Raw genomic sequence first — 20,872 nt, 5'->3', positions numbered from 1 at the left:
GGGTTGGTGATGGGTCTGGCGAGTCCGTTGGGGTTGGTGATGGGTCTGGCGAGTCTGTTGGTGTTGATAGTGGCACTCTTAATTCTGGTAATTTCTTCCCTACTCCAGAAACTCCTTTTCCTACAGCTACACCAACACCAACACCAACACCAACAGACTCGCCAGACCCATCACCAACCCCAACCCCAACAGATTCTCCAGACTCAACACCATCACCAACCCCAACAGACTCGCCAGACTCAACACCATCACCAACCCCTCCAGATCCAGGTGAAGTAACGCCACCTTCTCTCAACGATCCTCCCACTGACATTCTGTTAGATAACGATAGTGTGGAAGAAAATAGTGAAGCAGGTACAGTTATTGGTACATTTACCACAGAAGACCCAGATGAAAGTGATGTCCATGAATATAGATTAGTTGATGATGCTGATGGACGCTTTGCTCTCAACGAAGACCAGCTAGTTGTAGCAGAGGGAACAAATCTTGATTTTGAGGAACAAGAGACCTATGACATCCAAGTCAGAACATTTGACAATGCTGGAGAAAACTTAACTAAGTCATTTACGATCGCCCTGCTCAATGTCAACGACCCACCAGAAATTACAATTCCTGACGACCAACAACTGGTTAATGAAGGGGAACAATTAGATATTGTTGGTATTGAGGTAACAGACCCCGATGCTGGAGACGGAGAATTAGAAGTTACCCTAGAAACTACTAATGACGGTAACCTCACCCTTAATTCTACCTCTGGTCTCACCTTTACAACTGGTGATGGTCAAGCAGATGCGGAAATAGTATTTACCGGAAGTTTAGAAAATATCAACCAGTCTCTCAACACCCTGACATATACAGGTAATAACTCAGGTAGTGATTCTATCAGCATCTCGGTAAATGACCAAGGCAACACAGGTTTAGGCGAACCTCAAACTGATACTGCTTTAATTAATCTCAGTATTAATGATTTACCATTGGTGGGAACGAATACTGAATTAGTGGTCAATACACAAGAGACTGGAATAATAGATAATACTCTCCTAGAAACAACCGATGATAGTAAAACTTCCTTAATTTATACAGTTACAGAATTGCCTACTCGTGGTAATTTGCTAGTTGATGGAGGAAGCTTTACCAGTTTTACTCAGGAGGATATTGACCAAGGGTTACTTACTTATGAACACGATAATAATGATACTAAAAATGATTCTTTTAGTTTCAGTGTTTCAGACCAGGTAGGAGGTGAAACCACAGACACATTTGAAATCAGAGTTAATGTCCCGCCAAATATTACGAGCAAAAATTTAAGTCTCGATGAAGATACCCAGGAAGAAATTACTAATAAAAATCTACTGGCAGAAGATCCTGATACTGATGCTGTTGCAGAAACTCTAATTTATGAAGTTACAGAATTACCAACCAGTGGAAAACTACAACTAGGAAAGGCGATTCTGGAAGTAACGGATACTTTCACTCAAGAGGATATTGACCAAGGCAGTCTCTCTTACCAACATACAGGAGATGAACCTGGAACAGATACATTTAGTTATGTTGTGACTGACCAAGACGGGGGTACGACCAGTGGGTTACTAAATATTAATATTAATCCCGGTGATACCTCTCCCATAGCTGGTGATGATGTATTTGAGACTAACGAAGATACGGCAATAACTATTAATAAGTCAGAATTATTGGCAAATGATTCCGAAGCTGATGGTGAGCAAATTACAATTACTGAGTTTGCTGCCGATAATATTAAAAATGGCACTTTAGCAGAAACAACAGAGAGTTTCATCTATACGCCTAATGAGAATTTTAGTGGGGAGGAGAGTTTCACATATACTATTACGGATACTCAAGGGTTCACAGATACAGCAACAGTCAACATTAATGTTACTCCCGTTGCCGATACTCCTAACCTGGAAATATCTACACCAAATGTATCAGGAACAGATATAGAAGAGCTACCTCTGGGTATAGCTGCTAGTTTAGTAGATACTAGCGGTTCAGAAAATCTGTCTATTACTATTAGTGGAGTGCCAGCAGGAGCAACTCTTTCCGCAGGAACAGACCAAGGTGATGGTAGTTGGGTTTTGACCCCAGAGGAATTAACCAATTTAACTATCTCCCCTCCTGGAGACCGAGAGACCGGAACAACCTTTAGTTTTGACTTAACAGTTACAGCTACAGCAACAGAAACAGCTAACGATGCTACTGCGACTCAAACAGGTACTATATCCGTACAAGTAGAAGCATTAAACGATGCACCAGTACTAACAGACCTAGGAAATTTAGCTCTGACAACTATCAATGAAAATGAAGTAAATAATACTGGCACTCCCGTCGCAGATATTATCGCTGGTGCAGTTACAGATGCTGATGGAGGAGCGAGTAGCGGAATAGCTATTACTCAAATAGATAATAGTAATGGTCTGTGGCAATATTCCGTAGATGATGGTACAAACTGGGTAGACGTGAGTAATAGCAATACGACATTACTGACAGCTACAACAAGTGAACGCCTACGTTTTGTTCCCAATACCGACTTTTTCGGCGATGCCACTATTCAATTCCGTGGTTGGGATACCACCGACGGCAGCAGTAATACTAGCGAACTAACCGATATCTCAACCATAGGTGGCACAAATGCCTTTAGTGAAGGTGTTGGTACTGCTAATATCTTGGTCAACGACATCCCCGAAATTACTAAAAACAGTGAACTGGTTGTCAACCTTGGGGGGACAGGAAGCATCAGTCAGAATTTATTGCAGACAACGGATGGGGATAATGGTACAAATGCTTTTACTTATACAGTTACCACTGAAGCAGCAGCAGGAATATTACAACTGGAGGATAACCCCACCAATACTTTCACTCAAGAAAATATCAATAGTGGCGTAGTTATCTACCAACACACAGCTACTGATACAAATGATGACTCCTTTAGTTTCCAAGTCATTGATGTTGATGGCGGTAAAGTGACAGATACCTTTAATATTCGGGTCAACGATCCACCTGTCGGTACTACGACTGACCTAAGTGCATTTATTGGTCAAAGTAAGGTCATTCCTACAGAAAATCTCCAATTTATTGACCCTGATGTAGAAACTGCCACTCCTGCTTCTCTACAATATACCCTGACTGAAGTGCCGACTTTAGGGGAATTACAACAGGGAGGAGAAACTTTAGCAGTAGGAAGTAAATTCACTCAGGAAAATCTCGATAATGGAGAAATTAGTTATGCAACTACTACTGCCGGTATTGGCACTGACAGTTTCAACTTCCTGGTTACAGACCAAGACAGCGGTACTACCAGTGGATTGTTAAATATTAATATAGTCGAAGCTAACCGACCTCCAGAAGTAGAAGCTGATAAAACTGTCACCTTGGAGGAAGATAATAATGCGACCTTAGACATTCCAGCACCAACTGACCCCGATGGTGATGCGTTAACTATTACTGTTGACAGTATTCCTGACCCAGAAATTGGGCAAGTACTATTGTCAAATGATACTCCGGTAACTGCGGTAACTATTGGTCAACAGTTAACCACAGACCAACTAACATCATTAACATTTGTTCCAGTTGCTAACGCTAATGGAGCTGCTGGCACTTTCAGTTACACCGTTGATGATGGCAATGACGAAAATAGTTCCTCTACCCAAGTTATTAATATTGATGTCACCCCAGTAAATGACCTGCCCATTGCCATTGATGACGGACCAGTATTTACCAATTTGGGGAATGTGATAACAATTGATGTGTTGGGAAATGACAGCGATATTGATGGCCCAGATCCTTTGTCAATTACAACTCTTAGCAATGATGAGCCTTTGGGTATCTTAAATAACTTGGGTACTCAAGTTCAATACACAGCAGTGTTTGGCACTGGTACCGACCTCTTTCAATACACCATTACGGATGGTCTCGACGAAGCTACTGCTACTGCTACGGTAAATATTCTGGATGTTAGTAATGATCCTGACTTCTTGGTGGGTGGTGAGTTTAATGATAATTTTGATGGTAGCGGAGGCGACGATACTCTGGAAGGTTTAGCAGGTAACGACACTTTAGCAGGAGATGATGAAAACGACAGTTTAGTCGGTGGTGACGGTAACGACTCCATAGATGGAGGTGACGATGATGATATCTTTATTGGTGGTCTGGGAGCGGATACCCTCTCTGATGATAATGGCAATAACACTTTTGTTTATACCAGTGCTGATGACGGTGGTGCGAAGTTTAATGCTGCGGATGCTGCTTCTATTGGTACTGCCATTAGTGCTGGTTTGTACGACCGCATTACTGGTTTTGAGGACTTAGGTGTCGTCGGTGGGGATACTATTGCATTTTCTAGCACAGTTATTCCTGCTGTTGATAATATTGCTACCGATGTACAAACTACCAATATTTCTGGAAATGTGTTAATAGCTGGAAACCCTGGTTTATTTGCCTACGAAGTTGAAGGTAAAACTTACCTCATTTATGATGCTAATGGCGATAATACGGTTGGTGATGATTCACAAATTTTGGCAGAATTAGAAGATGTTAGTGGGGTTGTTGCCCTGGATATAAATGACGACTTTACTATTATCTAATATCCAGTTGCTATTAAGTATCAGTCACTAATAATTTTGTATCTCTTACTAGATAGGTTGTTGAGAACTCAGCAACCTATTTTTTATATAGGACTACGCAAATATAGCGCTGTGCGCAGGCAACAGGCAACAGCTCATCTGGCAACAGGGAACCCATCCCTAACCCCTCCCAGGAAATGATGATATTCCGATTCAGGGTAATGCTCAGGATAACCTAATCCAAGGTTTGGGTGGAGCAGATAGTATCAGTGGTCGTGGTGGGGCAGATGAATTACTCGGTGGTACTGGTGATGATATCTTAGAGGGTAATGCAGGTAATGATACTCTCATGGGTGAAGCTGAAAATGATATCCTCCGAGGTGGTGGAGGTCAAGACCTCCTCATAGGTGGTAATGGTGACGATAACTTAGAAGGTAATGGAGGTCGAGACGAACTCATAGGTGGTAATGGTGACGATAACTTAGAAGGTGGTGGCAATAACGACACTCTTGATGGTGGTTTAGGTTCCGATCTTCTCACTGGTGGTAATGGTGCTGACAGTTTCATATTGCGCTCTGGTGATGGCAGTGACGATATTTTGGATTACCAAGATGGTACAGATAACTTCTTGTTAGATGGTCTGACTTTCAGTGACTTAACTGTAGTTGCTAGTGGTGGTAATACTATTCTGCAGGAGACTGCAACATCACAAGATTTAGCAACTTTGTTTGGTATTGCTCCTACAGCTATTGATGCTAATGATTTTGCTACTATCTAGTTGAGATTAGCGCTCTTTTGCAACGTCTAACTGATTGTTAAATTGATTATTAAAGCGATCGCCCCTTTGATTTGAGAGGCGATCGCTTTTTAGGTTATGCCAAAATAATTGCATCTAATTATCAATTAAATTATTTATTAGTTAGTTCAATGCAAAAGTCCATAACTAGCTCTATGAAGTATAATTACCTATCTCGCCTACTGCCCTCTTTTTAAGTCCTGACCATAAAAGTTTGAGTTTTTATTGACAAATCCCCTAATGTACTAACTATTTCAATATTTTGTATAAATAAATACTTAAAAATCAGGTGTGATTTGTGAAATAATTAAGAATAATTATCAAGAAACTATTAATAAAGATTAGTGTCAATGTAAACTTTGTAGGTAGGGTTGAAGAATTGTTTGTCCAGGGAGAAGGCCAATACCAATTTGTAGTTTCTCCACCCCTTCGCAGCTTATGGGCAGGATTAAGAAGAAAATCCAACAGATGTCTATTTTTTTTGGTTGTGAGATACATTTCGCCCAACCTACAGTAAGACCGCTAATCCGAACTTGATATCATACCTAACGTCCAAAACCGATCGCCTTCTTTAAGGAGTTTAATCATGGTTGAGTTATCAACAACTACCTCTAATAAAAATCGTTCCAACCTACAAACTTGGTATAGACCGACGTTTTCTCCAGAGCAAGGAATTTTGCTAGTATTGGGTGGCTCCTTTATCACAGGGGCAGCTTTAGCTCAGGAATGGACAAACTCAACAACTTTAGCTTTGATCTGTGCTTTTTTCGCCTTGCAAGCAGAACATCCCTTAGTCGTGCAAATAAAACAGCGAAGTAGTTGGAAACCCCGCTTTCTCATCTGGGGTGGGGTATATGGAGGTATTGCGATGGCGATCGCTGCATGGCTATATTTTCAATCTCCATGTTTGCTATGGATCTATGCCATGGCAATAGCAGCTTTAGTTGCGGATAGTATTGCAGTGCTAAAGCAAAAACAAAAATCTATACTAAATGAATTCATTGGATTTACAGCTATCTGTCTATCAGCACCTTTAGCATATATAGCTACGACAGGCCATATTTCTTTAGCTGCTATGGCAATGTGGATCTTGAATACTTTATTTTTCAGCAGTGCTATATTTACACTCAAGTTGCGAAAAAAGAAAACCAGTTCTCCTGTACCTGGAATGATATACCATGGAACTGCAATCCTAATTATACTGAGTCTTTACTACTTCAACTGCTTAAATATAGCCACAGCTCTATCCTATACTGTGGCCTTAGTCAAGTTAGTAGCGATCGCCTTTAGATTAGATTGGTATCGCACAACAAAATTTTATTTTGTCGCAATATTTGAAACCCGTTTCGCCCTTATCTACATTGCTATTGCTGCCATAAGCGTTCTTCCTGCTCACCTACCTAATGCTTAATTTTTTGGTAGTGGTAAAGAAGTTAATGATAAGTATAGCTTTAAGCATTCAGCTATCCTCCTGACGGAGGAACTGTGTTATCAGCTCAAGTCAAAACTTTGTAGGTAAAGAATTTTAATTTTATCAATGTCCTAACACTTTTTTGTAGTGCTATAATAGGAAACACGCCTAGTCACGGAATAATTCTAATATCCTTTATCCTTACTATTTTAGGACTACTAATTTTTTTGATTGAAAAAATTAGAGTGAATTGACAATAGCAATCCTACCATATCTAGGATCGATATCAATTCCCATCACCTCAAAAGAGCTAAAATAACTACCATCAGGGGCAAAAATTGAGTAAGTTTTTGTTGTACCTGCTGGCAAGGATAAACATTGATTAAAAATTTCTTGCCTATACTCTAGAGGTAAAAAATTGTGTTCTCCAATTCTTAATGCTGCTTGATTATAAAAAGAAAATTGACCTTGGAAGTTAAGGATACCAGCAGGAGCTGGAAATTGTTCGCACCACCTCAAGGCCAAAAACCATTTAGCTTCCGAAAGTCTTTGATATTCTCGGTTTGGGTTAGGGTGTTGTAAGACTTTGTATCCCCCCTCACTGGCGAAAATTGTTCCACCTAAAAACCCAAACATTATGCCAATGGTATTACCCATGTTGAACTAGCTCCATCCATAATGTGAGAGATATAGCAGTCGAAGGAAAGGGCGCGGACATATCAAAAGCTTAAAACTCAGACAACGCCAGATTTTTCTTTCTTCCTTCTTGCTTCTTGCTTCTGCTATATTGGCTGTTTTGACTTCTCCCGCAACTTCAGTACACGGGATTCTAATTACTGGTTTTGCAAAGGAATAGGATTATTATTCTGCTTGACCTCTATTTGCTGTCACTGGACTTATCTTCCCAGTAGGAGCAGTCAAATTACCCCCCTTATGCTCAAACATATTGGTATAGATACCAAATTTATTGCGCTGACTTGTTCCATCCTGTACTTGATTACAGATTTTTTTTGTGTTTGACCATTCTGAGTACCTAAAGTTACTGCTCCATATTTTTTCCATTATCTGGCCAACTAATACTATATTGAGGAAAAAAGGTTACTAAATTAATCATTGCACCCCTTAAAGTCTCATCAGGTATCAATTTGCCTCGGCAAAAATACTTTGCTCTTTTTCATCACCCTGATCGAAATACGCTTGCTGTCAAAATCGCTTTTTGATCAGGCTAATTTCCATTAGTTATATAGCTGCTCCCTGAAGAATAACTCTTGATAATTCCTCAAAAGTTATACTCCATTTTGGAATCCTCCAGATTCATTAAGGAGCAATTTTTCTTTCTTGACCTGATTTAACTCAGGGACTTTTGACCTCACACTAAATACGGTTATAACTTATGTATGATAAGTTTTATTCCTTGATAAGTATCTTATCGGCTGTTCAACAGATCTTCTATTATTTTCAGCATATATTTATGATTCATTGGAGCGCTTGTTTTTTAATTAATCTTTGTGTACTTACCAAAGCTTTATTTAACTCATAGCTACGTTGCTGGGGATTTTTCAGATAAGCTTGCTGTTCTTCTTCAATCATCTCTACATCTTGCTGCACTAATCCATCAAGTAGTTTTTGAGCTGAACCAAATAAACTATTTTTCACAAATCTTCTAAACCATTCTGGTAGTTTATGTAAACGCCAAAAGGCATGAAGTGATGTAAAATGAATCAGATAAGCTTGGGTTTGTTTTTCATTAATAGGTAATAAAAGACAATAAATTTTAAAATCTTTGCCCAGGTTAGAAACCCAATTTGGATAGATATAACTAACATTTAATGGTTCGGGATGGAGTTGTCGCAAACTAGGAAATAATAATTGAGAGATAGACCAAATTTTGTCGATTTTGTAATAACTTTGAGCCTGATAATAAGCATCTACTCGATCGTCATTTTCAGATAAATCTATTAATTTTGCTGCTGCCCATGCTTGCCAGTTTTGATGTAAATGTCCGTGGTACATATCCATCAAATTTTCCACTAAATAAGAATAGTGGGCTCGACATTTTATAACTGAGATGGTGGCTATATAGTTGAGGTGTTCCCACTCAGGTATTTCTAAAGGAGAAACTAAATTTATCTTTGATTTATCTCCAGGAAATAGCCAAATAAAACCATTTAACTCTTGTACTGGAAAAGTTCTAATTTGACAGCTAGGCAATTTTTGATTACTTGCTAAATAAGGTACATAAGAACATTTGCCACTTGACTTAAAGCGCCATCCATGATAAGCACATTCTAATTCATCGGCGATCGCGCGACCAGAACTAAGTTTGACAAAACGATGAGGACAAAGGTCTTCCAGAGCATGGACTTTTCCCTCTGAGTCCCGATAAAGGACAATTGATTGATGCCAAAGGGTAATACTGAAAGGCTGACATTTTACCTCTACACTGCGGGCAACAGCATACCAGTGATTGTGATTAATTCCTAAGTTACGGATATCATGGAAAAAAGTTATTTGAGAAGAAGACATAGGGTTTAGAGATAATATTTAAGAATTAATAAATAAATCGGAGTAGTTTTGTAGGAAAATTTCACAATGATTAATATTTCAGGTTAACAAATTCTTGCCAAAATTTATGAAGGTAATAATTCAGTAGTTTATCGAGGTAGGTATGAGGAGAATAATCAACCTGTTGTACTTAAATTTAGCAAAGGAGATTTTCCTTCTGAAGCTGAGAATAATCGTTATCGAAAAGAGTATGAAATTCTTAGTTATTTTAATTTTTCTGGAGTGATTAAAGTTTATGGATTAGAAAAGTATAATAATACTCTAGTGATGATTTTAGAATATTTTGGCGGTGAATATCTCAAAACATTAATTACATCACAAAAAATTACTATATTGGGCTTTTTGAATTTAGCGATTAAAATTGCTGAAAGTTTAGGTGAAATTCATAGTGCTAAGATTATTCACAAAGATATTAATCCATCTAATATAATTGTTAACTTTACGACCAGGGAATTAAAAATTATAGATTTTAATATATCTTCTGTATTAACTCGTGACAGTTATAAACTCAAAAATCCAAATATTTTAGAAGGTACTCTTCCTTATAGAACCCCTAACCGTATCTATTTAAGAAGTTACAAGTTCAATACTCATCTGGGTTTTATGATTCTGGCAGTCATTTTTCATAATTTTTCGGTCTCCTGAACCCTTATAGTTGTTAGGCTCCTTAAAACGGTTTTCCTGAAGCTTTTGTATTTCAATAAAAGATACGGTTAGGGGTTCTATATATCTCCAGAACAAACAGGTAGAATGAATTGTTCTCTGGATTATCGTACAGATTTTTATTCTCTAGGTGTTACTTTTTATGAACTATTAACTCAGCAACTTCCTTTTACTAACACTGATGTGATGGAATTAGTTCATGCCCACATTGCTAAACAATCAAAACCACCCCATGAAATTAATCCAGAAGTACCACAGATAATATCAAATGTGGAATATGGAACAAATCACAGCACTTGAGATTACTGATAATGTAGTGGATTTAATGATTGGAAAACTGGAAAAATTACCGACCTTAACTCAGAAGGTTTTAAGCTTAGTTGCTTGTTTAGGTAACCAATTTGATTTGAATACCCTTTCGTTGATTTATGAAAAAGAATCTTATGCAACTTTTCAAGATTTATTACCTGCTATTCAGGAAGGATTAATTCTACCTGCTTCAGAAATAGAAACTAAAAATTTAGAATTGAATTTATATCCATTTTTAATTCTGAATTATAAATTTTTGCATGACAGAGTACAACAAGCAGCTTACACTTTGATAGATGAATCTCAAAAACAAGCTTTACATCTAAGAATTGGCCGTTTATTCTTGGAAAATACTCCTCTAGAATATCGCAGCGAAAGAGTTTTTGATTTAGTAGATAATTTGAATATAGGCAGAACTTTAATTACAGATAAATCAGAAAAAATTGAACTAGCAAAACTAAATTTAGAAGCAGGTAAAAAAGCTAAAGATGCTACAGCTTATTTAGCTGCTCAAGAATATATTACAACAGGTGTATATCTATTAGACCGGGATTGTTGGACTAAATACTATGATTTAACTTTTGCTCTATATAAAGAAGGGGCAATAGTAGAATATTTAAACAGTAATTTATCAGAAAGTGAAGCCTTAATAAAATTAATATTAGACCTTTCAAAATCAGTTATTGAAAAAACAGAAGTTTATAATTTATTGGTTGTTCAATATACTTTACGCGCTCAGTATGAAAAGGCAATTACAGCAGCAAAGAAGGCTTTGGGATTACTAGAAATCGAACTTCCAGAAACAGATTTACAAACAGTTATTGATCGGGAATTTACTAAAGTAAAAGAAAATTTACGCACTCAAGAAATTGCTAGTCTGATTTATGAAACAAAAAGCGAGAAATCAAAATATAAAGTAGCTTTAGCCTTAATTACAAATTTGATGGCATCTACTTATTTAACTTCACCAGAGTTATGGACAGTAATTGTATTGAAAGGTGTTAATATTTCTTTGAAATATGGTTCAGTTGCTGAGTCATGTGTTTGTTATTGTAACTATGGAATAATCCTCAATAGTTCTTTAGGAGATTATCACTCTGCATATCAGTTTGGTCTCTTGGCACTAAAATTAACTGATAAGTGGGAAATTTTAGGTTTAAAATGTAAAGCTTATGCTGGATTTGCTAATGGATTAAGTTTTTGGTTTAAGCACACAAAGAATCTAATTTAATTAATAATGAAGGGTATGGAGCGGCTTTAGAATCAGGGGATTTAGAATATGCTGGTTATCTTCTACATAACACTGCTATTAATTCATTATTCCAAGGCAGACCAATTTCAGAAACATTGAAAGAAGTTTCTCGCTATTTACAATTTACTCAAAAAACAAAAAATCAACTTTCGACAGATACTTTAACAGGAATTAAAAGTATTATAGAAAACTTGGAAGCACAAACAAAAAAAATGGATATAAACTCTTTAAAAGACAAAAAAATCGACTTTGATATTGACAAAATAAACGAAACAGAATACTTGGAAAGTTGTCAACAATATCAAAATTTTCACTCTCTATGTATCTATCTAATTAATAAGTCTTTTATTCTCTATTTATATAGAGATTTAGACTCCGCATTGCATAACATCTTAGAAGCTAAAAAATATCTGACATTTATTATAGGTACTGTACCTACTACAGAATTTAATTTTTATTATTCACTAATCTTAGCTGCCCTTTATACTCACGTTTCAGAAACTAAACAAACAGAATATTGGCAACAACTAGAAAAAAATCAACAGCAGATGAAAATTTGGGCAGATAACTGCCAAGAAAACTTTGAACATAAATATTTATTAGTAGAAGCAGAAAAAGCTAGTATTTCTGGAAAGAATCTAGAAGCAATAGACTTATATAATCAGGCCATAGAATCAGCAAAGAAAAATGAATTTATCCAATATGAAGCATTAGGTAATGAATTAGCGGCAAAATATTGGCTAAATCAAAATAAATTTAAGTATGCCAAAGTTCATTTACAAGAAGCTTACTATGGTTATCAAAATTGGGGCGCGACTAGAAAGCTACAAGATTTAGAGAATCAATATCCAGAATTGCAAAATATATTAACAGTTAAAAATAACATAATTGATACTTCAACTACAGCAATTTCTCGTGAAACGACCAACCATGGCCAATCCCTAGATTTAGCCACAGTTATTAAAGCATCTCAAGCAATTTCTAGTGAGATTGTATTAGATAGATTACTATCTAAATTAATGAAAATTCTCATAGAAAATGCTGGAGCTGAAAAAGGCGTTCTATTGTTGCTCACAGAAGGTAAACTAATAACTAAAGCTGAAGCAACATTAGATTCTGAAGAAGTGGTAGTTCAGGAAAGTAAAATTAATGAATATGAAGATTTACCACTAACAATAATTAACTATGTAGAAAGAACGCGTCAAGATGTTGTTTTAAGCAATGCTTTTGCTGAAGATCGGTTCACAACAGACTCTTATGTTGCTCAAAATAAACTTAAATCAGTTTTATGTACTCCGATTATTAACGGTGGTAAGCTCATCGGAGTTTTGTACTTGGAAAATAACTTAATTACAGGTGCATTTACTCCAGAACGTTTGGAAATATTAAGGCTTTTATCATCTCAAGTAGCAGTGTCTTTAGAAAATGCAATCTTATATACTTTTGTAGAGCAGAAAGTACAAGAAAGAACTCAAGAATTAAATGAAAAAAATCTACGACTAGAGCAAACATTACAACAGCTACAACGCACTCAATATCAATTAATTCAAAGTGAAAAAATGTCTAGCATAGGACAATTAGTGGCAGGAGTAGCCCACGAAATTAATAACCCTATCGGTTTTATTTATGGAAACCTTTCTCCCGCTACTGAATATGTTTCTGATTTACTTAATTTGATTGATTTATACCAAGAAAACTATCCTGAACCTGTAGAAGAAATTCAAGATGAAATTGAGGAAATCGAATTGGAATTTATCGTAGAAGATTTACAAAAACTTTTAAATTCCATGAACGTAGGTGCTGAACGTATTCGAGATATTGTCATTTCTCTCCGTAACTTTTCACGTCTAGATGAAGCAGAAATGAAACCTGTAAATATCCATGAAGGTATCGATAGTACATTTCTAATTTTACATACTCGTATTAAGGAAAAGTCAGATAAACGTGAAGTGGAAATAGTCAGAAATTATGGTCAGTTGCCACAAGTTATCTGTTATGCTTCTCAAATGAATCAGGTGTTTATGAATTTATTCAGTAATGCCATTGATGCTTTAGCATTTTTGCGAGATAAACAACAGGAATTTGACCATAAACCTACTATTACAGTTTCTACTGAAGTGACAGAGTTAAACACAGTAAAAATCAAAATTAGTGATAATGGCAGTGGTATTAATTCTGAGACGTTATCCAAGATTTTTGACCCATTTTTTACTACTAAACCAGTGGGTACTGGTACAGGTTTAGGGTTATCAATTAGCTATTCAATTGTAGTAGAAAAACATCAGGGGAATTTGAGTTGTATTTCTGAAATTGGAAAAGGTGCAGAGTTCATAATTGAAATTCCTATTACACCAGTTAGTGGTAATTATAGTTAGAATAAAGAAGGAAGAAGGAAGAAGGAAGAAGGAAGAAGGAAGAAGGAAGAAGTTAGAAAGCTTTTTAATTAATGAAGCAAGTATTATACCAATTCCCAAAAATAATGCTATACTTCCCATGGAACTTCAGTTATTAAGTAATAATAATGGTTGAATCATATTTATGACTATTATCGGCATTCAACCAAGATATCTTATCTCTTTTTACCCTACTACCTACTCCCTACTCTCAAGGAGATATAGCAAGAATGCATGAGAAATGGTATTAGACATCTCCAAAAATTCTCAAGCACTGACTATAAGTATCTTTTGGGGAGCGATAGCCATCTCCTCAAGATAGTCATTTTTTACCGAAAAGCGACGTTGAAAGCCCCCGTGTTTTAACATAAGCTTTATAAACATCTTTCTTAACATAAAACTTGACAAAAAAGACAAGCTATGTATAGGTATGGGAGCGGCTTTTTTGGGAGAAAATTGTATTTAAAAATACACTTTTTTGAGGGCTGTAGACAAAATCCTTGCTTCCCACACCCCCACCCTCCTCACACTCCCCACCCTCCCACAAGGGTTTCAGGAGTTCCTTATAAGGGATAGGTGTTTTAACCGGGGATAGTTACTGTTAATTATTGACTATAATTATACTTTTTTTATTATTTTTTTTATACCTAAATTATGAATAATACTAGTATCAATGCTCCTATTATTAGTCTGGCTAAACTACATATTGTTAATATTACCTCTTCATAATTAAAAGAATTTAGAAGCTGTAACGTTTTAGTTATTATATTTTAGGCGTTGCTGATTCTGGATATGATTTTGCCCCCTTAACCCCCCATAATTGGGGGGAATAAAACTCTAAAAGTCCCCCAAAATTGGGCGCATTCATACTTCAATTCAGCAACGCCATATTTTAGATAAACTCAGGATTTAGCGATCGCCTCTCCCCATTGATTTAGTAACAAATCAGAAGATCAGATTAGGGTAGTTTCGCTATTTATATCATGTCCGGATAAGAGCGATCTGGAAAAAACTTATCCAGAGTGCTTAAACAGTAAATCTTTATATTTTCCCTACTCCCCTACTCCCCACTCCCCCGCTCCCCTGCTATTTTAATAATAAGTATTCAACCGGACATGATATTACTTTATGAGCATAATTATTTTTGGCAGCATTAACATTGACTTGATTGCAACGACTCTCCGCTTACCGACTCCAGGAGAAACTATTAATGGCAATAACTTTTTGACGGCAGGTGGTGGTAAAGGAGCAAATCAAGCTGTTGCTGCTGCTCGTCTTGGCATTACAACAACAATAGTGGGGCGGGTAGGAAATGATAGTTTTGGGCAACAACTTCTGACAAGTTTGCAAACTGCTAATGTTGACACAACAGGAGTGGTAGTTGATCAGAATATTCATACGGGGGTAGCGGTTATTGCTGTGGATGCTCGTGGGGAAAATAGCATTATTGTTGTTCCTGGTGCTAACCATAGTATTAATAATACAGATGTGGAACGCCTGAGAAATTTGCTATCGGATGCCACAGCTTTACTTTTACAGTTGGAAATTCCCCTAGAATTTGCTATGAGTGCAGCAAAAGTAGCTCAAAAAATGGGAGTGAAAGTTATTCTCGATCCAGCACCAATGCCAGAAAAATTTCCCAATGATTTTTATAATTTGATTGATATTATCACTCCTAATGAAGTTGAAGCAAGTCAACTGGTTGGGTTTACAGTAAACGATCGAGAAACTGCTACTCAGGCAGCTATTGAATTATGTAAGCGTGGTGTGAAAAATGCTGTGGTAAAAATAGGCGATCGGGGAGTTGTTTGTGCAACTGAAGAGGAAACATTTTTTCAACCTGCTTTTGTAGTAGAAGCGATCGATACTGTGGCCGCGGGTGATGCTTTTAATGGTGGTTTAGCAGCCGCATTGGATACAGGTTTGTCATTAAAAGATGCTGTGAAATGGGGTGCTGTTGCTGGTGCTTTATGTGTTACGAAATCAGGCGCTCAACCTGCTATGACAGATAGAAAAACATTTGACAATTTTCTTTTAAAGTAGGTTGGGTAGAACGAAGTGAAACCCAACTCCCTGATATGTTGGGTTTCGTTACCTCAACCCAACCTACAAATACTTATTTGGATCAATTTATTCTCTTCAGCGTCTTGCAGCTACAGGATTCATTGATAGCAAGTTTATGATAATCATGTTTTTCTAACGACAATACGGTTGAAGTTGCAATACCTTTTCTAATGAAGGGTGTCCCACGAGTCCCAAGCACATACAGACCAGCGGCAAGTGCAGGCAATCCCATTCCTAATCCAAAGGGAGGGGGTAAGGGTGATACAGCATACGCAGTCAGTATAGCTGTACCAACTAATTGCCATCCTAGGTCTGATTGTTCGCTTGCTTTGGAACCATAAAGACACCACATTACAAAGTGTTCACAATTGTTGTATACGAGATGGTATTTGTCTTCGCCCAACATTGATAATGCTCTTTGTACAACTTCTCTTCCATTTACGACTTCTTTTCCATTCTGTTGTGATTGACAATATTCACATTTGCATGGATGGGAAAGAATAAAGCAAGGATCTCCATCGTGAAAGATATTTATAGATGTTTTAGCGATTGGTTTTTTATGTATTACCTTGTCACCCCACCCCACATAGTGAACCACTTCGCCATTCCCAACATATATCCCATGATGTTCATAAAACTCAGATTTGCAGATAAGGTGTGAACCTAAAGGTATATTTTCCATGTAAATTATCCTAATTTATTGAAGTAATATAGTTAGTAATCCAAAGATGCAGGAATGTAAAAATATCCAGAATAAGATTGGTATGAAATCAAGCCTAAAACTATCATTTTTATGTGATACCCAAAATGCGATTGCATTTCCTAAAATGATAAGTGCGAGTGAAAAAATTATCGATAAATTAAAAATTGGAGAAAAGCTTGATACTGGCTGTCTGGATAAAATAAATTGAAAGAATATTCCAACTAAAATTGGAAAATATCCGGCTATAAAAAGATAAAAATATTTTTTTTTACTTATTGTTTCTTGTCTATTATTATACAATTTGTTGGCTATTAATATATCTGCTGCACTTGAAATTAGATACATAGGAATAAGAATTAAACTTCCTCCAAAAATCCACTTTGAAACAGAAGCAATATCCGCAGTAAGAAATAGTTTGATAAGTATTGCTAGACCCCAAAATAGATAAATACCAGAAATGGCAAACCCCCCTCCTGCCAACAGCATTAAAGCAAATGATCTAGGAAAAATTTCTTCTTCCCCTACTATTACTGAAAAAGTAAATGATGAGACCACACATCCAAAAAAACCGATAAGAAACGCTATACTTGACCAATCACGCAGTAAAGTATTATTGGGCATTGGGATAGTACTTTGTACAACAAGCACAACAGCAGTAAAAGCAAATCCAGCTAAAACAGAAGCAATATTAACATAGTTTTTTGCTGTCTCTGTAGAGTTCCAGTATTTTTTCAGTTTTTCTGAGCCTTGATTACTATAACTTGTTCTGCTCATATAGTTATTCTTTTTTCTTTTTCTATCATTTTCTATCATATAGTATTCTTTTTTTATTATTATATCTCTGGCAAAACATCCCTCCCGTATATAGCTCCGAACCTACATCATTGAAAAATTTTTTTTCAAAAAATATTAACTATCAAATTGTTTGAGCTTTGATTTAAAAATAAATTTTTATATTGAAAGGCATCAAGTACAAGACTTCCCCCCCAATATCACTAATGAACCTACAATGAACATATCCATGACTTGCTCCTCTTACAAGGTTTCCATTTTCCGACTCGCTTCAAACGAAATACTAAAGTTGACTTCATTCTCCCTGGCTCCGATTTCGGAAGGTTTCCATTTTCTGATATCGTATGGGTAAATGCTCATTCTTCTCTACAGATAGCGTATTGCCTAAGAATTTGCCTAAGTCCTGACTATGCAGGACTACCCTCTCCTACTCCCTAAAATCAAATTTTAAGAATACCTTCTGGGTTTACTGATAGTAATTTTCGCTTTTGTAAACCCTCTCTAGAAAGAATTTCATTTGCTGCTAATAACCCACTACTAACAGCTCTTTCCATTAAACCACAGGGAAATGGCATTTTTACCCAATCTCCAGCAAATATCAAATTATCAACGCCACTATTAGTTTCTGGACGTTCTTGATAACTACCTGGAGGATAACCGGAAAAATTTTTCTGATTTACCAATTCCCGATGCAGCATATTAGCATCCTTTAATTCAGGCACAATTTCATACAATTCCTGTTCAAAAGTTGTCAGTAAATTTTCCTGAGTAGGAAACTCTTTTTCTTTGTAACAATAAGCGTGTAACTCTACTACACTACCCCCTGTTTTTTCGTGCCATTTAATGAATTGTTCTTGAATGCGATGATAGAGAGTAATACTATCAGTTAATTGATAGCCGGATAGAGAAGTAAAATTACTATTTTTCCACTCAAAATCTTGGTCAAACCAAAAACGACAGACAGCAAATGGATCGGCTATATTCAGTTTTTTCACCCGGTCTTTTACTTGTTGATTGACATCTCCCTCCATCAAATTAAATAAGTGTTTAACTCCTGGAACATCCGTAGCAAATACATAATAATCTGCCTGAATTTCTGTAGGAACAATCTCAGATTTATTTTCTGTTATCCCAACTAACTGCACCCGATATTCTCGACTTTGAGTGATTTTGTAGCGCGATAAATTTCGTTTTGCTGGACCTGCTAATACTTTTCCTTTTCTGTCATAAACTGCTCCATGACAAGGGCAGTAAAATTTGTCATCTTCAGCTAATTTAACAGTACAACCTTGATGAGTACAAGTCAGAGAAATAGCCTCATCTGAACCAGCTTTAATAGCAAAAAGCCGATCGCTCGATCCAAAATAATCAACATCCTGTTTATTGATTTCTAAATTACGTTCTACCCAGAAGGGAATTAGACTTTTAGCTTCTCCTAACTGATAGCTAATAGAATCAACTTTACCTTGTTTCCAATTAATTTTACTAATACCAATATCCGTAAAAATTTTGCCCCCCCGACTTTTAATTTCTTGAGTAATAGGTTGTACTAAACTTGTACCCATATCTTGCTTCGTACCATTAAAAGCTAAACCTTCTGGATTACCAAAAAAATAGAAGTGAAAAAACTGCATTAACTCCGCAACGCTCAATTTATCTGGAGCATTAAGACTTGATTTCGCAAAAGGTAAAAAATATAAATCATACAATCCTTGAGGAAAATCTTTTTCCACCCATTCAGCTACAGATAAATTGTCAAGTTGCTGATAAGTATTCTCTACTTTAAAGCCACCAATAGCCTGAAAAACTTCCCAATGTTTAGGCTTTACTAAATTGATTCCCCATCTGAATCTATTAGGAGAAGAAATTGCTAAATATACAATATTCCAAGGAAAGGCAGAACTGCTAGGGCGAAATACTTCTGGGTCATATTTCCCTTCTCTAAACACCATGGAATAAAACTCTAAAGACTTAAAATTATCCGTAATATTCAACTCTGATACTAAACTTTTTAGATTGTAATATTGAGGAAAAAAACCGTGAAAGCCATGTTCCATCATAAATTTTTCTTCCCCAAAATCAACAGACCAACTAGCAATTTTTCCTCCTAGTTGTGGGGATTTTTCTAACAAAGTAACCCTAAAACCTCGCTGACTAAGTTCATAAGCACAAGCTAATCCTGCTAATCCACCACCAACTACTACCACGCTTTTAGATTTGTTTAAATATCGTGGTAAGTCCAGGTTATCTTGTACAAAAACTGTTGGTTGTGGTTTGGAAAATCTAGTATAACCCACTAGACCAGTGGCAGAAGCAACAGTAAATAATTTGAGTATTGTTCGTCGCGAAACTGATTGTAATGACTTGAGATTATTGAATTGATTCATCAGCAATTAATTGATTACTGTTTGAAATTTTAATTTGGCCGATTAGAGCTTCGATACATTGTAATTTAGTGCATGATTTTTGCCTATCAAAATATAGAATGCTTAAGCTTTTCTCAAGTTTTTGGATAACAAAGGATTGGAGAATATGGTCTAAATAAAGGTAAGCATTTCCTGCGGAATGCGCTCCCATTCAGCTATTAGCAGTCAGCTCTTCGGTGCGGAATGCGAGAGCATTCAGTTTTTGAATGAATAAAGTAAAAATTCGTTTAACTTATACTACATTTTCCACCCATAAATTGAAGCACAAGAAAAACTTGTTTTGAGTTTTTAACCCATACAATTAAAGCTAATGAAGCTGATAGCTGATAACCTAGTTATGACCATAACAGGCAAGTTGGCGGCTGATACCAAATCTGCTTTAGCTAAACCACAAATAGGTCAAATAAAAGCCATCAAGCTTTTTTCAATAAAATATGTGGTCTGTAGTAAACGGATTTGGTATGAATTCTGACAAATAAACAATCTATAAGTCTAGTATTTTTACCCTCGATTCTATTTTTATATATCTGGTATCAGGTTCTAATAAATACTTATATAGTGTTTTGATCTGGGATGTGGAAACCAGGTACTATTAAAAAGGTATGGAGGGAATAGTAAAGGAGATAAAACAGCATAAATAGTAGCAAAAACCAGGATAGAAGATACTCAAAACAGCGCTTTTTTTCTTAGAAAAAACCTCAATCTATATTTACATCTAAGCTGAACGCTTTTGGATTTTTGGGATTATATAAAATCCGGTTATACAGTAATCGCAAAATTACTTTATCTTAATACAGATTTTCTATTAAACATCTCCAATAATCAAAAATCAAATTAATTATTATCCATAAATTATCAATTATCATTTTCTTTGTGGGTTTAATACCCCACCGTCAACGGGGGTGTTCACGCATTACTTGG

15 protein-coding genes and 2 pseudogenes are annotated in these 20,872 nt (G+C 36.2%); 10 read left to right on the top strand and 7 right to left on the bottom strand.

Annotated features, from left to right (window positions below; genetic code table 11):
* Positions 1–313: pseudogene (locus D5R40_RS37910) on the bottom strand (hypothetical protein); the annotation flags it as partial.
* 19 nt (positions 314–332) lie between these two features.
* Here D5R40_RS37910 and D5R40_RS20910 point away from each other — a divergent pair.
* The 3 genes from D5R40_RS20910 to D5R40_RS20900 all read left to right on the top strand — a co-directional run bounded on the left by D5R40_RS20910 (position 333) and on the right by D5R40_RS20900 (position 6,784).
* A complete protein-coding gene (locus tag D5R40_RS20910) occupies positions 333–4,598 on the top strand; it encodes a cadherin-like domain-containing protein (RefSeq protein WP_205127673.1) in 4,266 nt (1,421 codons plus the stop codon).
* 184 nt (positions 4,599–4,782) lie between these two features.
* Positions 4,783–5,355, top strand: a complete 573-nt coding sequence (locus D5R40_RS20905; RefSeq protein ID WP_124147234.1) for a calcium-binding protein — start codon at positions 4,783–4,785, stop codon at positions 5,353–5,355.
* A gap of 604 nt (positions 5,356–5,959) precedes the next feature.
* Positions 5,960–6,784, top strand: a complete 825-nt coding sequence (locus D5R40_RS20900; RefSeq protein WP_124147235.1) for a YwiC-like family protein — start codon at positions 5,960–5,962, stop codon at positions 6,782–6,784.
* 240 nt (positions 6,785–7,024) lie between these two features.
* Here the strand turns inward: D5R40_RS20900 and D5R40_RS20895 are convergent, their stop codons facing one another.
* From D5R40_RS20895 to D5R40_RS20890, 3 genes are all read right to left on the bottom strand, one after another.
* The gene (locus tag D5R40_RS20895; protein WP_124147236.1) at positions 7,025–7,441 is read right to left on the bottom strand and encodes a hypothetical protein; all 417 of its coding nucleotides are present in this window, start codon (positions 7,439–7,441) and stop codon (positions 7,025–7,027) included.
* 204 nt (positions 7,442–7,645) lie between these two features.
* Positions 7,646–7,846, bottom strand: a complete 201-nt coding sequence (locus D5R40_RS35725; RefSeq protein WP_153183429.1) for a hypothetical protein — start codon at positions 7,844–7,846, stop codon at positions 7,646–7,648.
* Positions 7,847–8,260: 414 nt separating this feature from the next.
* On the bottom strand, positions 8,261–9,310 hold the full coding sequence (locus tag D5R40_RS20890) for an aromatic ring-hydroxylating dioxygenase subunit alpha (protein ID WP_124147237.1): 1,050 nt from the start codon (positions 9,308–9,310) through the stop codon (positions 8,261–8,263).
* A 90-nt stretch (positions 9,311–9,400) separates the two neighbouring features.
* Between D5R40_RS20890 and D5R40_RS20885 the strand changes: the two genes are divergently transcribed.
* The 6 genes and pseudogenes from D5R40_RS20885 (at position 9,401) to rbsK (ending at position 16,009) form a co-directional block, all read left to right on the top strand.
* Positions 9,401–9,994, top strand: a complete 594-nt coding sequence (locus tag D5R40_RS20885) for a serine/threonine protein kinase (protein ID WP_124147238.1) — start codon at positions 9,401–9,403, stop codon at positions 9,992–9,994.
* 78 nt (positions 9,995–10,072) lie between these two features.
* Positions 10,073–10,285: pseudogene (locus D5R40_RS20880) on the top strand (hypothetical protein); the annotation flags it as partial.
* A gap of 4 nt (positions 10,286–10,289) precedes the next feature.
* Positions 10,290–11,552 carry an ATP-binding protein gene (locus D5R40_RS39900; protein ID WP_240039166.1) on the top strand — a complete coding sequence of 421 codons (1,263 nt, stop codon included), beginning with the start codon at positions 10,290–10,292 and terminating at the stop codon, positions 11,550–11,552.
* 116 nt (positions 11,553–11,668) lie between these two features.
* Positions 11,669–13,948: a GAF domain-containing sensor histidine kinase gene (locus tag D5R40_RS39895; protein WP_240039167.1), complete on the top strand. Its 2,280-nt coding sequence runs from the start codon at positions 11,669–11,671 to the stop codon at positions 13,946–13,948.
* Complete coding sequence (locus tag D5R40_RS34200; protein ID WP_161564703.1) at positions 13,932–14,102, top strand: hypothetical protein; 171 nt, start codon at positions 13,932–13,934, stop codon at positions 14,100–14,102. Before D5R40_RS39895 ends, D5R40_RS34200 begins: the two co-directional genes overlap by 17 nt.
* Before the next feature lie 992 nt (positions 14,103–15,094).
* Positions 15,095–16,009 (top strand): ribokinase, encoded by a 915-nt coding sequence (rbsK, locus tag D5R40_RS20870; protein ID WP_124147240.1) that lies wholly within the window; start codon positions 15,095–15,097, stop codon positions 16,007–16,009.
* An 82-nt stretch (positions 16,010–16,091) separates the two neighbouring features.
* Here rbsK and D5R40_RS20865 read toward each other — a convergent pair whose 3' ends face one another.
* The 3 genes from D5R40_RS20865 to D5R40_RS20855 all read right to left on the bottom strand — a co-directional run bounded on the left by D5R40_RS20865 (position 16,092) and on the right by D5R40_RS20855 (position 19,912).
* Positions 16,092–16,712, bottom strand: a complete 621-nt coding sequence (locus D5R40_RS20865) for a lecithin retinol acyltransferase family protein (protein ID WP_124147241.1) — start codon at positions 16,710–16,712, stop codon at positions 16,092–16,094.
* A 15-nt stretch (positions 16,713–16,727) separates the two neighbouring features.
* Positions 16,728–17,546 carry a hypothetical protein gene (locus D5R40_RS20860; RefSeq protein WP_124147242.1) on the bottom strand — a complete coding sequence of 273 codons (819 nt, stop codon included), beginning with the start codon at positions 17,544–17,546 and terminating at the stop codon, positions 16,728–16,730.
* A gap of 419 nt (positions 17,547–17,965) precedes the next feature.
* Positions 17,966–19,912 carry an FAD-dependent oxidoreductase gene (locus tag D5R40_RS20855; protein WP_124155143.1) on the bottom strand — a complete coding sequence of 649 codons (1,947 nt, stop codon included), beginning with the start codon at positions 19,910–19,912 and terminating at the stop codon, positions 17,966–17,968.
* 349 nt (positions 19,913–20,261) lie between these two features.
* Between D5R40_RS20855 and D5R40_RS35720 the strand changes: the two genes are divergently transcribed.
* Entirely contained in the window at positions 20,262–20,423 is a 162-nt protein-coding gene (locus D5R40_RS35720) for a hypothetical protein (RefSeq protein ID WP_161564704.1), read from the top strand.
* Positions 20,424–20,872: the final 449 nt, after the last annotated feature.

Source organism: Okeania hirsuta (assembly GCF_003838195.1).
Taxonomy (GTDB): Bacteria; Cyanobacteriota; Cyanobacteriia; order Cyanobacteriales; family Microcoleaceae; genus Okeania; species Okeania hirsuta.
This window is presented reverse-complemented; position numbering and strand designations above follow the sequence as displayed.

Coding starts and splice junctions, on each gene's coding strand:
- D5R40_RS20900 (WP_124147235.1), top strand. CDS start 5,960: ATGGTTGAGTTATCAACAACTACCTCTAATAAAAATCGTTCCAACCTA.
- D5R40_RS20895 (WP_124147236.1), bottom strand. CDS start 7,441: ATGGGTAATACCATTGGCATAATGTTTGGGTTTTTAGGTGGAACAATT.
- D5R40_RS35725 (WP_153183429.1), bottom strand. CDS start 7,846: ATGGAAAAAATATGGAGCAGTAACTTTAGGTACTCAGAATGGTCAAAC.
- D5R40_RS20890 (WP_124147237.1), bottom strand. CDS start 9,310: ATGTCTTCTTCTCAAATAACTTTTTTCCATGATATCCGTAACTTAGGA.
- D5R40_RS39900 (WP_240039166.1), top strand. CDS start 10,290: ATGGAACAAATCACAGCACTTGAGATTACTGATAATGTAGTGGATTTA.
- rbsK (WP_124147240.1), top strand. CDS start 15,095: ATGAGCATAATTATTTTTGGCAGCATTAACATTGACTTGATTGCAACG.
- D5R40_RS20865 (WP_124147241.1), bottom strand. CDS start 16,712: ATGGAAAATATACCTTTAGGTTCACACCTTATCTGCAAATCTGAGTTT.
- D5R40_RS20860 (WP_124147242.1), bottom strand. CDS start 17,546: ATGATAGAAAATGATAGAAAAAGAAAAAAGAATAACTATATGAGCAGA.
- D5R40_RS20855 (WP_124155143.1), bottom strand. CDS start 19,912: ATGAATCAATTCAATAATCTCAAGTCATTACAATCAGTTTCGCGACGA.
- D5R40_RS35720 (WP_161564704.1), top strand. CDS start 20,262: ATGAAGCTGATAGCTGATAACCTAGTTATGACCATAACAGGCAAGTTG.